Source organism: Pseudomonas sp. FBF18 (assembly GCF_024261405.1).
Lineage (GTDB): Bacteria > Pseudomonadota > Gammaproteobacteria > Pseudomonadales > Pseudomonadaceae > Aquipseudomonas > Aquipseudomonas palmensis.
This window is the reverse complement of the sequence record NZ_QKRS01000018.1, coordinates 30,214-44,514: the sequence shown is the minus strand read 5'-3', so window position 1 is coordinate 44,514 and position 14,301 is coordinate 30,214. Positions and strand designations below refer to the sequence as shown.

8 protein-coding genes are annotated in these 14,301 nt (G+C 68.1%); all 8 read left to right on the top strand.

All coding sequences use genetic code 11. The features are described from left to right. Nucleotides 1-233 precede the first annotated feature (233 nt). The 8 genes from DN387_RS22195 (at nucleotide 234) to DN387_RS22160 (ending at nucleotide 14,208) form a co-directional block, all read left to right on the top strand. The gene (locus DN387_RS22195; RefSeq protein ID WP_054915368.1) at nucleotides 234-1,451 is read left to right on the top strand and encodes an acyl-CoA dehydrogenase family protein; all 1,218 of its coding nucleotides are present in this window, start codon (nucleotides 234-236) and stop codon (nucleotides 1,449-1,451) included. 55 nt (nucleotides 1,452-1,506) lie between these two features. Further along, nucleotides 1,507-3,285 (top strand): ABC transporter ATP-binding protein, encoded by a 1,779-nt coding sequence (locus DN387_RS22190; RefSeq protein WP_054915369.1) that lies wholly within the window; start codon nucleotides 1,507-1,509, stop codon nucleotides 3,283-3,285. Beyond that, nucleotides 3,278-5,101, top strand: coding sequence for an ABC transporter ATP-binding protein (locus DN387_RS22185; protein WP_054915370.1), 1,824 nt, complete (start codon nucleotides 3,278-3,280; stop codon nucleotides 5,099-5,101). Before DN387_RS22190 ends, DN387_RS22185 begins: the two co-directional genes overlap by 8 nt. 183 nt (nucleotides 5,102-5,284) lie before the next feature. Next, entirely contained in the window at nucleotides 5,285-6,430 is a 1,146-nt protein-coding gene (locus tag DN387_RS22180; protein WP_054915371.1) for an LLM class flavin-dependent oxidoreductase, read from the top strand. Further along, the gene (locus DN387_RS22175) at nucleotides 6,427-7,485 is read left to right on the top strand and encodes an ABC transporter substrate-binding protein (protein ID WP_043862916.1); all 1,059 of its coding nucleotides are present in this window, start codon (nucleotides 6,427-6,429) and stop codon (nucleotides 7,483-7,485) included. Before DN387_RS22180 ends, DN387_RS22175 begins: the two co-directional genes overlap by 4 nt. 267 nt (nucleotides 7,486-7,752) lie before the next feature. Further along, nucleotides 7,753-9,984: a TonB-dependent receptor gene (locus DN387_RS22170; RefSeq protein ID WP_054915372.1), complete on the top strand. Its 2,232-nt coding sequence runs from the start codon at nucleotides 7,753-7,755 to the stop codon at nucleotides 9,982-9,984. Nucleotides 9,985-10,044: 60 nt separating this feature from the next. Then, nucleotides 10,045-12,504 carry a TonB-dependent siderophore receptor gene (locus DN387_RS22165; RefSeq protein ID WP_054915373.1) on the top strand — a complete coding sequence of 820 codons (2,460 nt, stop codon included), beginning with the start codon at nucleotides 10,045-10,047 and terminating at the stop codon, nucleotides 12,502-12,504. A 129-nt stretch (nucleotides 12,505-12,633) separates the two neighbouring features. Next, on the top strand, nucleotides 12,634-14,208 hold the full coding sequence (locus tag DN387_RS22160; RefSeq protein ID WP_043862919.1) for a methyl-accepting chemotaxis protein: 1,575 nt from the start codon (nucleotides 12,634-12,636) through the stop codon (nucleotides 14,206-14,208). Nucleotides 14,209-14,301 lie beyond the last annotated feature (93 nt).

Below are 14,301 nucleotides of genomic sequence, written 5' to 3'. Positions count from 1 at the left end.
CAACTCATTGTTTTTGTTGGCTTTTTAAAGACCTGTTGAACACCGGGTGCTGGCCTGGCAGCAGTGTTGCAGCTGCCCTGCTGCTGCCAGAGCAACAATCGGCGCCCCGCTGCTGCCCCAGCAGCACCCCGCCGCCCGTACCTGGCCGCAGTCCTTGTGGCACAAGGCTTTGCGGCGTGTGGCACAGAACCTGCTCAAGGGCCTGAAACCTGTTCATTCAAGGAAGCCCCCGCATGAGTACCCCGCCCCGCCGCCTGGAAAGCGCCGCCCAGGCCATCGCCGCCGCCCATGAAATCGCCGGCCAGATCGCCGAGCTGGCCCGCGACCGGCACAACAACCGCCAGTTGCCGCGTCGCCAGGCCCAGCTGCTGTCCGACAGCGGCCTGACCGCCATCGGCGTGCCCGCGCAGTTCGGCGGGCTGGGCGCTTCGGTACAGACCATCGTCGAGACCGTGCGCATCGTGTCCGCCGCCGACGGCGGTGTCGGGCAACTGCTGCAGATTCACAACGTGATGCTGCGCGGTGTGCTCAGCGGCTACCCGGATGAAGTGCGCGAGCGCCTGATCGCCGACCTGCTGGCCGGCAAGCGCCTGGGCAACGCCTTGGCCGAGGTCGGCGGCAAGAACAAGTTCGCCCTCAAGACCCGCATCGAGCGCCGCGAAGACGGCAAGCTGGTGCTCAACGGCAGCAAATTCTACTCCACCGGCTCGTACCTGGCCGAATGGATCTCGCTGACCGCCGCCAGCGACGACGGCGGCGCCGGGGTGCTGCTGCACCGCGACACGCCGGGCCTGACCCTGCTCGACGACTGGGACGCATTCGGCCAGAACAACTCGGTGAGCGGCACGGTGCAGTTCGACAACATCGAGCTGGACGAGCGCTATGTGCTGCGCCGCCAGGGCCCGATGAAGCGCACCGGGCTGACCTTCCCGCAGATACTGCACGCGGCCATCGACACCGGCATCGCCGCCGGCGCCCTGCAGGCCGGCATCGACTACCTCAACCAGCACGCGCGCCCGTGGGTGGAGAGCGAGGTGGAGCGCGCCAGCGAAGAGCCGCACATCATCCGCCAGATCGGTGAATACGCCGTGGCCCTGCGCGCCGCCGAATCGCTGCTGCGCGATGCCGCACGGACCTTCGATGCGCACGAGCTGGCCCCCGACGACAAGGCCCTGCAGGACGAGCTGATTCTCTCGGTAGCCACCGCGCGGGCGCACTCGGATGCCGCCTCGCTGAAGATCTCCAGCGACATCTTCTCGCTGCTGGGGGCCAGCGCCTCGCTGAGCAAATGGAACCTGGACCGCTTCTGGCGCAATGCGCGGGTGCACACCACCCACGACCCGATCCGCTGGCGCCTGCACCACGTGGGCAACTACTACCTCAACGGCATCGACCCGGGCGAATACACCGCCATTCTCGCCGCCAAGCAGAGCGCGGGCGCCAGCCGCTGAACACCGGGCGCGGGGCCTGCCCTGCGCCTGCTTTCCCCTTTGTCTCGAGTTTTCCATGAGCCCTCGACACCCGCTGCTGCGCAGCCTGGCGATCTACCGCGAAATGCCCTGGCGTTTCGCCCTGGTCGCCGGGCTGTTCGTTTTCATCAACCTGGGGCTGGTCTGGCAGCAATGGCTGATCGGCCATGCGCTGAACGACGTGAGTGCCGGCGCCGCTGTGGTGCGCCTGGCCGATGGCAGCCTGGATGCACGCCTGGCCTGGCACTGGTTCTGGCTGATAGGCGCGGTGGCGCTGGGCCGCGCGGTGTTGCAGTACGCCGCGGCCATCGGCTCGCTGGTGCTCGGCCAGGCGCTGCTCACGCGCCTGCGCGAGCGCCTGCTGGCCCAGGTGCAGGCCCTGCACCTGGGCTACCACTGGCAGCACGGCATGGGCGAGATGGTCACCCGCACCACCCGCGATGCGGACAAGGTGCGCGATGCCCTGATCAGCTTCTGGCGCCAACTGGTGGAAACCCCGTTGGTGGTGCTGGCCACCGTCGGCCTGCTGACCTGGTACGACCCGTGGCTGGCCCTGGGGCCGCTGCTGCTGACCGTGCTCGGGCTGGGCATCTTCGTGCACCAGACCGAGCGCCTGGTGGCACTGGACCGTGCCGTGGGCGCCGCCTACGACCGGGTCAACCAGGACCTGGCCGAAGGCATCGGCGCGGTACGGGTGATCAAGTCGTTCGGCCTGCAGGCCCAGCGCATCCAGGGCTTTGCCGCGCAGGTGCAGGTGTTTGCCGGGCATGCACGCCAGGCGCTGGCCTACGCCAGCTCGCGCATACCGCTGCCGCAGGCGGTGGTGGCGCTGGGGCATGTGTGGATCCTGGTGGTCGGTGCGCAGCTGGTGGCCCAGGGGCGCATCGGCATCGGCGAGCTGGTGACCTCGCTGCTGATCGCCACCACCCTGGTGTTTCGCATCGAAGGCATCGGCCGGGTGATGCAGACCTTCGCCGACGCGCGCGCCTCGGCCGAGCGTATCTGGCAGTTGCTCGATGCGCCGGTACACATCGTCAGCGGTCAGCAGTCGCTGCCCCCGGGGCCGCTGGGCCTGAAGCTGGAGGCTGTCGGCGTGGCAGCGCCCGGCGGTGGGCAGGCGGTGCTCAGCCAGTGCTCGTTGCAGATAGAACCCGGCGAGGTGGTCGCGCTGGTGGGCGCCACCGGCACCGGCAAGAGCCTGCTGGCCAGCCTGCTGCCGCGCCTGACCGAGGCCGACCAGGGCCGCGTGCTGCTGGGCAGCGCTGCACGGGGCTGGCACGACGTGCGCACCCTGGCGCTGGATGAACTGCGCCGGCGCGTGCATGTGCTGCCCCAGGAGAGCTTTCTGTTCGCCGACAGCCTGGCTGCCAACCTGCGCCTGGGTGCGCCCACGGCCAGCGACGCGCAACTGCTCGATGCACTGCGCCAGGCCAGCACCGAGGACGTGCTGGCGCGCCTGCCCCAGGGCCTGGACACGCCGCTGGGCGACCGTGGCGTGACCCTCTCGGGCGGCCAGCGCCAGCGCCTGTGCCTGGCCCGCGCCCTGCTGGCGGCCCCCGACATCCTGTGCCTGGACGACGCCACCAGCGCGCTGGACGCGATCAGCGAGCAGCATGTGCTCGACACCCTGCGCCAGCGCCGCAGCGATGGGCATGCGCCGACCCTGCTGCTGATCGCCAGCAAGCTGAGCACCGTGCAACTGGCCGACCGCGTGCTGCTGCTGAGCAGTACCGGCATTGCCGACAGCGGCAGCCATGCGCAGCTGCTGCACCGCAACCCGACCTACCGTGAACTGCTGGGGATCGAGCATGGCTAAGCCGCAAGCGGGCACTGCCCTGAGCGATATCGAGATAGAAGAATTGCTGGCAAGAAAGGCCCTGGACCGCAGCATGTTCCGGCGCCTGCTGCCCCTGCTGCGCCCGGTGCGCCGGCAGATCGGCTGGGTGATCGGCCTGGAGCTGGTGCTGGTGTTCACCGTGTTCCTGCGCCCGTGGTTCGTGCGCGAGCTGCTTGATCACGGGCTGATCCATGACGGCAACGCCTGGCTGCTGGACCCGCCGCTGGTGCTGTGGCTGGGCGCGGGCCTGGCGGCAAGCTGGCTGGGGCGCTTCGTGCTGGCGGGGCTGTCGCAGTACATCGCCGGCAGCGCCGCGATCAGCGTGCTCAACGACCTGCGCGTGCGGGTGTTTGCGCACGTGCAGGCGCTGAGCGTGGGCTACTTCGACCGCACCCGCGCCGGGCGCATCATTTCGCGGGCCGACCGCGACGTGGACGCGCTTGAGCCGCTGCTGATCCAGGGCCCGCCCGAGCTGCTCGGCGCCCTGCTGCGCTGCAGCCTGGCGGCGGTGATGCTGTGGCTGATAGAGCCGCTGTTCTTCTTCAGCCTGATCGGCAGCGTGCCGTTGCTGCTGCTCGCCACCTGGGGCTTCAAGCGTATCGCCCAGCGCAACTGGGCGAAGGTCGCGGAAAACCGCAGCCGCTTCACCGCCCACCTGGTGGAGAGCGTCAGCGGCGTGCGCCTGCTGCAGCAGACCGGCCGGCAGCAGACCAACCTGCAGCGTTACCAGGGCCTGCTGGACGACTTCAACCGCGCGCTGATTCTGGGCAGCCTGCGCTCGGGCTGGTTCGCGCCGTTCACCGCGCTGCTGGCCGCGATGGGCATGGCGGTGCTGGTGCTGGTGGGTGGCTACGGGCTGGCCGAGGGTTCGGTGACGGTAGGCCAGGTGGGTGAAAGCCTGTTCTACGTGATGCTGTTTCTGGGGCCGTTGCAGGAGCTGACCGACCTGTTCGAGCGCTATGCCACCGGTTCGGCTTCGGCGCAGCGGATCTTTCTGCTGCTGGACACCGCGCCGCAGATTCTCGACCCGCAGGTGCCCGTGGCGTTGCCCAGGGCGCGTGGCGAGGTGCGCTTCGAGCAGGTGCGCTTTGCCTATGAGCGTCAGGCGCCAACGCCGGTGATCGACGGGCTGGACCTGCACATACGGGCCGGCGAGGTGCTGGCATTGGTCGGGCCGTCGGGGCATGGCAAGAGCACGCTGGTGCAGTTGCTCACGCGCTTCTATGACGTGGACGGCGGCGCGGTGAAGCTCGATGGCATCGATGTTCGCCAGTTGAGCCAGCAGCAGTTGCGCCGGCACGTGGGTGTGGTGCTGCAGGACAACGTGCTGTTTGCCGGCAGCATCCTCGACAACCTGCGCCTGGCAGCACCGGGGGCGGACGATGCGACGCTGATCGCGGCGGCCCGCGAGCTAGGCGCCGATGAAGTGCTGGAGCGCCTGCCGCACCAGTACGCGACCCAGGTGGGGGCGCTGGGCGCGCACCTGAGTCATGGGCAGCGTCAGTTGGTGTGCCTGGTGCGGGCGTACCTGGCAGACCCCGCGGTGCTGGTGCTGGACGAAGCCACCTCGGCGGTGGACGTGCATACCGAGCGGCGCATCCAGCGGGCGTTGCGTCGGCTGTGCGAGGGGCGCACGGCGATCATCATCGCGCATCGGCTGGCGACCATTCGCGAGGCAGACCGCATCGTGGTGATCGGCCAGGGCCGCCTGGTGGAGCAAGGGCCGCATGCGCAGTTGCTGGCCAGGGGTGGGGCGTATGCGGCGCTGCATCGCAGCTATGCGCGGGCCGGTTAGGGCCAATCGCGGGTCAAGCCCGCTCCCACAGGGGGGCATTGCTCTGGTGCTGCAACCGCCGCACCCACTGCTGCTGCACTGCTGCCCTGGCAGCAGTGCAGCAGCCCACCCCCCGCAAAATCGGGCCCGCACCGCGTGGCATGACGGTTGCACCACCTCTGGCACATTCACCGAGGAACAGCCATGAGCACCGAATTCTTCTGGCGCCTGCCCCTGGGCACCGACGGGCCGCAATTGAGCACCGACCGGCACAACCGTGGCAGCTTCAGCCACCAGCACGGCCATATCGCACCCGGCCGGCTGGCAGACGGCCGCCCCGACGGCTTCACCTATATCGACTACATCGCCCAGGTGGCCAAGGCCGCCGAACTGGCCGGCTTCGAAGGCGCCCTGCTGCCCACCGGCCCCGAGCCCTGGATCGTGGCCGCCGCACTGGCCCGCGAAACCCGCCGCCTGCGCTTTCTGATCGCCTTCCAGGCCGCCTGGACCCTGCCCGCCTACGCCGCACAGCAGGCCGCCATCCTGCAGCACCTGAGCCACGACCGCCTGGACTGGAACATCATCACCGGCGGCAACCCCGCCAGCCAGCGCGCCCAGGGCGACTTTCTCGACCACGACCAGCGCTACCGGCGCACCGGCGAATTTCTCGACATCATCGACGGCCTGTGGCGCAACGAGCACTTCAGCTACCAGGGCGAGGTCTATCAACTGGACAACGGCGCCCTGCCCGAGCACCTGGGCCATGTGCGCAAGCCGGGGGTGTACTTCTCCGGTTTCTCCGACCCGGCCCTGGACGTGGCTGCACGCCACGCCGACGTGTACCTGAACTGGGCCGAGCCGATCGAGCAACTCAGGCCGCACATCGAGCGCGTGCGCGAGCTGGCCGACAGGCAGGGCCGCACGGTGCGCTTCGGCCTGCGCGTGGACCTGTTCGCCCGCGAAACCGAAGAGGCCGCCTGGCGCGACCTGCGCCGCCAGTTCGACAAGCTCGACGGCAGGCCCAGCGCCCTCTCCAGCACCTTCAGCACTGCCAGCGACTCGGTCGGCGGCGCCCGCCAGAGCGCCTATCACCAGAACATCCAGCGCTTCGACGACCTGATTCTGGGGCCAAACCTGTGGGCCGGTTTCGCCAAGGCCAAGCCCGGCCCCACCGTGGGCCTGGTGGGCAGCCACCAGAACATCGCCGAACGCCTGGCCGAGTACCGCGACGCCGGCTTCTCGACCTTCATCCTGGCCGGCAACCCGCACCTGGAAGAAGCCCTGCGCATCGGCCAGGAAGTGCTGCCGCTGGTGCAACAACAATCCATCAAGGACCCGATGCCCCTATGACCACCCCTCTCGATACCCTCTGGTACACCCACAGCCCGGTGCCGACCGGCCTTGGCATCGCCGTGCAGACCGGGCGCCTGGCCGAGGCGTTCCAGCCGCTGGGCACCTCGATCCAGTCGCTGCGCGAGTCCAGCGAGCGCGAAGTGCGCGAAGCCCACTACGACCATCACCTGCCCAACTCGGTGCGCCACGGCGGCAACATTCCGGCGATCTGGGCCTACGCCAGCGGCGTGCAGACCCGCGTGCTGGGGCTGAGCTGGGCCGATGAGGTGCAGTTGATCCTGACCACCGAGGACAGCGGCGTGAAAAGCGTGCGCGACCTCAAGAACCGCCGCTTCGGCCTGCCCAAGTGGGCTAACGTGCAGATCGACTTCACCCGCGCCCAGGCCCTGCGCGGGCTGGAAAACGCGCTCAGGCTCGAAGGCCTGGACGTGGCCGATGTGGAGCTGGTGGACTACCCCTACGGCGGCACCCACAGCGACGAGCAGGTCACCCATGTGCATGGCGCCACGGTGACCCTGGGCATGAACCGGGTGAGCCGGCGCAACAACGAACTGATCGGGTTGCTGCGCGGCGATATCGACGCGATCTTCCTCAAGGGGGCCTCGGCCTTGCAACTGGCCCACGAGTTCGGCCTGCGGGTGGTGATCGACACCGGCTCGCACCCCGACCCGCTGATCCGTTCCAACAACGGCACGCCGCGCACCCTGACTGTTGACCTGAACCTGCTGCAACAGCATTTCGGCGCGTGCACGCGCATCGTCGACGTGGTGCTGCGTACCGAGCAGTGGGCCTGGGCCAACCCCGATGAAACCCGACGCTACCTGGCGCGCGAGCTCAACACCAGCGAGTACTGGGTGGCGGCGGCGTATGGCGAGGACGCGCACCGACGCCTGCGCACCACGCTGGACAGTCGCTCGATCGAGGCGCTGCAGGATTTCACCGATTTTCTGCATCGGTGGCATTTCATTGCGCGGCGCTTCGATGTGCGCGACTGGATCGATTTCAGTGTGCTGGAGGCGGTGATCGGGTCGACGTCGCGGGTGGCCACCTGATTGCTGGGGCTGCTTTGCAGCCCATCGCGGGTCAAGCCCGCTCCCACAGGACTCGCACGGTCCGTGTGGGAGCGGGCTTGACCCGCGATGCAAGGCGCCGCCTTGCCAACCGGTTGCTGCTGCAGCAGCAGGCATTCCACAGCCCCCTGCTGCACCACTAGCAACCCACCCCAAAACACCCGATAAACCCCATGTAAATCAACAGCTTGCAAACATGGCACAAACCCTGCTCTAGCCCCGTATCAGCCACACTCGGGGAGCCACACCATGCATCAGCTTCATCCACTGGCCAGGGGCATCGGCCTGGGCCTGCTGCTCGCAGGCACCAGCACCGCCCACGCCGACGACAGCACCACGCCGGCACTCAAGACCGTCACCGTCACCGCACAACACCGCGAAGAAACCCTGCAGGAAGTGCCGGTGGCGGTCAGCGCGGTCCAGGGCACCAGTATCACCGCCGACGGCGTGCGCGCCATGGGCGACATCACCACCTTCATCCCCAACGCCTCGGCCAAGAACCCCGATGGCGATGGCCGCCCGCGCTGGTACATCCGCGGCCTGGGCACCGGCGACACCGGCGCCGCCACGGTCTACCCGGTGGGCATCTATGCCGACGACGTCTACCTCAACGCACCCGTCGCCGGCGGCGGCCCGCTGTTCGACCTGGAGCGCATCGAGGTGCTGCGCGGCCCGCAGGGCACCCTGTACGGCAAGAACACCACGGCGGGGGCAGTCAACGTGATCTCGAAAAAGCCCACCTTCGACACCGACGGCTTCGGCACCATCGGCTTTGGCAGCAAGAACGAACGCATCCTCAACGGCGCCCTGGGCGGCACCCTGGTGGACGAACGCCTGGCCGGCCGGGTGTCGCTGTATTCCGAGGAGCGCGACGGCTTCACCCACAACCTGACCAACGACCAGACCTATGGCGACGTCAACAAGAAGGCCGTGCGCGTGCAGTTCCTGGCCAGGCTCAACCCGGACCTGGAGGCGCTGTGGAAGCTCCACGGGCGCCAGTTCAAGGGCGATGGCAGCAGCGGTTCGCTGCCGCTGGGCACCTATTACAACGTCGGCTACCAGCGCCCCCAGGGGCGGCGCATCGAGCTAAACGTGGACGAGCACTCCAAACTCGACCACGACGGCACCTCGCTGACCCTGAACTGGGACATCGGCGACTACCGGCTGACCTCCATCACCGCCTACGACTCTATCCGCCAGCAGTCGCTGACCGACGCCGACTACACCCCCTACGAGGTCAACGGCGCGAGCGACACCGACAACCGCTACGACCAGTACTCGCAGGAATTTCGCCTGGCCTCCCCGCAGCAGGAAACCCTGCGCTGGATGCTCGGCACCCATTACTTTCACGAAACCCTCGACAGCACCGACAGGCGTTTCGTGACGCCGGGCCCGACGCCCAACGGCAGCGGCTCCAACCAGATCGGCGGGGTCGACCTGAGCAGCCTCGACTACACCCACAAGACCGACAGCTACGCGCTGTTCGGCAACCTGGCCTATGACCTGAGCGACAACTTCACCGTGACCGGCGGGCTGCGCTGGACCACCGAGAAAAAGAGCATCGACCTGGACCTGGCCCAGCTCACCCGCACCAGCGCCAACGGCCCGCTGGTGCCGCTGGGCGCTGCGGGTGCCAACGGCAACCGCGACGAGAGCAAGCGCTGGGACGCCTGGACCTACGATGTGACGCCCGAGTACCGCATCAACGACAACCTGCGGGTGTTCTTTCGCTATGCCCACGGCTTTCGCTCCGGCGGCTTCAACACCGGCCTGTCGAGCAACCTGGCGCAGCTGACCACGGTCGACCCGGAACAGCTCGATGCCTACGAGCTGGGCCTGAAATCGGAGTGGTTCGACCACCGCCTGACGGTCAACGCCAACCTGTTCTACTACGACTACCAGGACATCCAGGTCAACCTGCTGACGGTCAACAGCGGCGTGCTCACCACCGCGCTCACCAACGGTGCCAAGGGCAAGGTCAAGGGCGCGGAGCTGGAGATCGAGGGCCAGCCCACCGACTACCTGCACCTGCGCGCGGCGGTGTCGTTCCTGGACACCGAGTACACCGACTTCAAGAACGTCAACCCCACCACCGGCGAAGTGACCGCCGACTACAGCGGCAACAGCTTCGTGCGCTCGCCGCGCAACGTGGTGTCGCTGGGCGCCGACTACACCATCCCGCTGGCGATCGGCGGCAAGCTGGTGGCCGGCGCCGACGTGAGTTTTCGCGACAAGGAGTACTTTCTGGCCAATCGCCAGAGCAGCGCCGAGCCGACCCTCAGCCAGCCTCACTACACCCTGGCCAACAGCCGCCTGACCTGGTTCAGCGCGGATGAAAAGCTCAGCGTGACCGGCTTCGTCAACAACTTCACCGACCGCCGCTACCAGGTGCACGGCCGGCCCAACGGCCCCCAGGGCCAGTACGTGCTGACCTACGGCGACCCGCGCACGATCGGCGTCAGCGTCACCAGCCGATTCTGATCGACCGCGCCGGCGGCAGGCTGCCGGCGCACTTCAACTGCCTTGCAAGGAGTACACCCCATGTTGCGTCCCACCCCCTTGGCCGGCGCCATCGCGCTGGTCATCGGCAGCGTTGCCGTGCCCGAATGCTCTGCCCAGGCCGCACCCGGCGCGGATGACAAGCTCGATACCGTGGTCGTGGTCGGCACCCGCCGCAGCGACGTCACCGCGCTGCAAAGCGCAGCCCCGGTGGATGTGCTGAGCGCCGAAAAGCTGCAGGACACCGGCGCCAGCGACCTGTCCGGTGCGCTGACCGCCCTGTCGCCCTCGTTCAGCTTCCCGCAGTCGCCCCAGGGCGCGTTCGCCGGCTCCATCGCCCAGGGCGCCTCGCTGCGCGGCCTGGCGTCGGACCAGGTGCTGGTGCTGGTCAACGGCAAGCGCCGCCATACCAGCGCCAACGTGACCCGCCAGGGCCTGGCCAACGGGCGTGGCGCAGCGGCCGTGGACCTGAGCCTGATCCCGCTCAGCGCGGTGTCGCGGGTGGAGATCCTGCGCGACGGCGCCGCCGCCCAGTACGGCTCGGACGCCATCGCCGGGGTGATCAACATCGTGCTCAAGGAGAACGACGACGGCGGCAACGTGGGCTATCGCTTCGGCGGCTACGACAAGGGCGACGGCCTGCAGCGCAAGCTCAGCGGCTGGAAGGGCCTGGCCCTGCCCAACGATGGCTTCCTGACCCTGAGCTTCGATGCCGGCAGCCAGGACCCGGCCAGCGACACCAACCCCGACAACCGGATCTTCTACCCCGGCAGCACCAGCACCGATACCCCGCGCGAGCAGAACAACCGCTACCGCACCTGGCGCTGGGGCTCGGGCAATGTCTCGGACCAGTACAACCTGGTGGCCAACAGCGAAATCGGCCTGGGCGAAGGGCTGACCGCCTATGGCTTTGCCACCTATGCGCACAAGAACACCGACGCCGACGGCTTCTTCGACCCCCCCACTACCCTGGCCCGCAACTACGGCAGCGATGCGCTGCGCCGCTACCCGGACGGGCGCCTGCCGGTCACCCGCTACAACCTGCAAGACTATGCCGTGACCGGCGGCCTGCGCTGGGAGGACGAAACCCTGGGCACGTTCGACCTGGCTGCCAACTACGGCAACGACACGTTGAAGTCCACCGACCGCAACGCCATCAACCCCAGCTGGGGCACGGCCAGCCCGTCGAGCATCTACACCGGCGAGCGCGAGAACCAACAGACCAACCTGACCCTGGACTGGGTGCGCGACTTCCCCACCGACCTGCTGGCCAGGCCGCTGACCCTGTCGGCGGGCCTGGCCTGGCGCAAGGAGAACTACCACCTGGGCGCCGGCGAGGCGGCCGGCTGGCAGAACGGGCCGCTGTTCGGCAGCCTGGACCCGGTCAGCGGGCGGCCGATCCCCGGTTACTACTCGGGCATCACCAACGTCGATGCCGCGTCGCTGGAGCGCAAGGTGTTCGGCGCCTATGTCGACCTCGAAGGGCAGCTCACCGACAAGTTCCAGGCCGGCGTGGCGCTGCGCTCGGAGCATTACTCGGACTTTGGCGACACCACCAACGGCAAGCTGTCGCTGCGCTACGACTTCACCCCGCAGATCGCCGCACGCGGCAGCCTCAGCACCGGCTACCGCGCCCCTTCGCTGGTGCAGAGCGGGCTGTCCTCGTTCAGCGTGCAGGTGGTGGAGCAGCCACCTGGCAGCGGCAACTGGGTCGAGGTGCAGCAGCGCACCCTGCGTGCCGACAGCCCCGAGGCCGCGCTGCTGGGCGGGCGCGCGCTCAAGCCCGAAGAGTCGACCAACTACTCCCTGGGCCTGGTGTGGCGCCCGCTGGCCAACGCCTCGGTGACCCTGGACGCCTACCGCATCGACATCGACAACCGCATCACCCTGTCCGACCAGTTGCCGGCCAGCGTGGTGGGGCCGATCTTCGCCGGTACGCCGTATGCCAACATCCAGAGTGCGGCGTTCTATACCAACATTGCCGACACCCGCACCGACGGCATCGAGCTGGCCGGCCAGTACCAGTGGGACCTGGCGCAGTACGGCCGGCTGGACCTGAACGCCGGCTTCGCCAAGACGCGCACGCGCATCACCGAACTGCGCGATGCCGGCGGCATTGCCGGCAACCAGATCGTCGGGCGCGCCACCCAGGGCCTGATCGAGCACGGCACCCCCGACACCAAGCTGACCCTCAGCGCCAACTGGCTGTACCAGAACTGGGGCGTGACCCTGACCCAGCGCCGCTACGGTGAATGGCAGAGCCTCAATGCCAGCAACCCCGACCTGGACCAGACCTTCAGCGCACAGTGGATCACCGACCTGGACCTGAGCTACCGCTTCGACCAGGGGCTGAAGGTCTCGGTGGGTGCGATCAACCTGTTCGACAGCCACCCAGACAAACTCGAAGGCCAGACCCTGTACGGGGTGCAGAAGTACTCGATCACCTCGCCCGAGGGCGCCCAGGGCGCGTTCTACTACACCAGCCTGAGTTACGACTTCTGAGTTTTGTCCGACAATAAAATTGAGCTGGATCAACGTTTGGCGTGATGTATGGCACTTAGCCTTCATCCACTGCGACAGCGCTTCTATAGTGTGGCGGGAACCACGTTCCCCCCACTCTAAGGAGCGTTCATGCTGCGCGTACTTTCACTGGAAAACCTCACCGTCACCCGCAAACTGGCACTGGGCTTCGGGCTGATGCTGGCCCTGGCGGTGTGGTTGGCCGCCACCGGCCTCAAGGGGTTGCACAACGACAAGACCTCGTTCGAGCGGATCAACCGACTGAGCACCCTGTTCGACGAAACGGTGTTTGCCCGCGAGGCCAACTACCAGTACGCGCTGGCGCCCCAGGCCGCCCACCTGGACACCCACCAGACCCACCAGCAGGCCTTGCACAGCGCACTGAACGCGGTGCTCGAGGACGTGCAGCGCGGCGCCTGGCCCGCCGAAGACCTGCAGACCGTGCAGCAACTGGCCGACGGCCTGCAGGGCTACATCACCACCCACCAGGCCGCCCTGGCCCTGGACCCGCCCGACAGCGCCCGGGTGGTGCAGGCCAACGCCCTGCTGGCCGACCTGCAGGGCAGCATCAACGTGCTGTACAAGAAGGAAGAGGAGCGCGCTGCCGCCAGCGTGGCCACGGTGGTCTCGATTCTGCTGGGCGTGACCGTCGCGACCCTGGTGCTGGGCACCCTGATCGCCTGGCTGATCGGCCGGCAGATCGTGCGCCCGCTGCGCCAGAGCCTGGAGGCGGCCGAGCGCATCGCCCACGGCGACCTCACCGTGCAGCTGGACAGCCATCGGCGAGACGAACTGGGCCAGCTGCTGCGCGCCATCGGCGACATGAGCCAGCGTCTGCGCGAGGTGATCACGCGCATTGGTCACGGCTCCTCGCAACTGGCGGTATCGGCCAGCCAGCTGGCCACCATCACCACCCAGACCCAGGCCGGCACCGACAGCCAGCGCAGCGACACCGACCGGGTCGCCACCGCCATGAACCAGATGACCTCGATGGTGCAGGCCGTGGCGCGCAACTCCGAAGACGCAGCCCAGGCGGCCCGCCAGGCCGACGAGGAAGCCAGCGGCGCCTCGGGCATCTCGCGCAATGCCATCGTGCAGATCGAGGCGCTGGCCGGCGAGGTCGGGGTGTCGGCCGAGTCGATGAGCCGCCTGCACCAGGAAATCGACCGTATCGCCAGCGTGCTCGGGGTGATCAAGGCCGTGGCCGGGCAGACCAACCTGCTGGCGCTCAATGCCGCCATCGAGGCGGCGCGTGCCGGCGAGGCCGGGCGCGGCTTCGCGGTGGTGGCCGACGAGGTGCGCAGCCTGGCCCAGCGTACCCAGCAGTCTTCCGAGGAGATCGAGCACCTGATCGGCGAGTTGCAGCGCATTGCCAACGAGAGCACGCAGATCATGCAGTCCAGCGTGGAGCAGACCCAGTCGACCGTGACCGGGGTGCGCAACACCGGCGATGCGCTGGCGGCGATCACCCGGCAGGTCTCGGACATCCAGCAGATGAGCCTGCGCATCGCCAGCGCCGCCGAAGAACAGACCACGGTGGTCGAGGAAATCACCCGCAACGTGCTGCATGTGCGCGAAACCGCCGACCAGTCGGCACTGGCCAGCAGCGAGATCGCCAGCTCCAGCGTCGAACTGGCGCGCCTGGGCAGCGACCTGCAGAGCCTGGTGGTGCATTTTCGCACCTGACGGCTCGCGGCACGGGCTGCGGCGCAGGGTGCGGGCAGGTGAAGGGGGAAAACGGATTGACTCCGTTTCCTGGCTGACCCAAGCTTGCCCCAC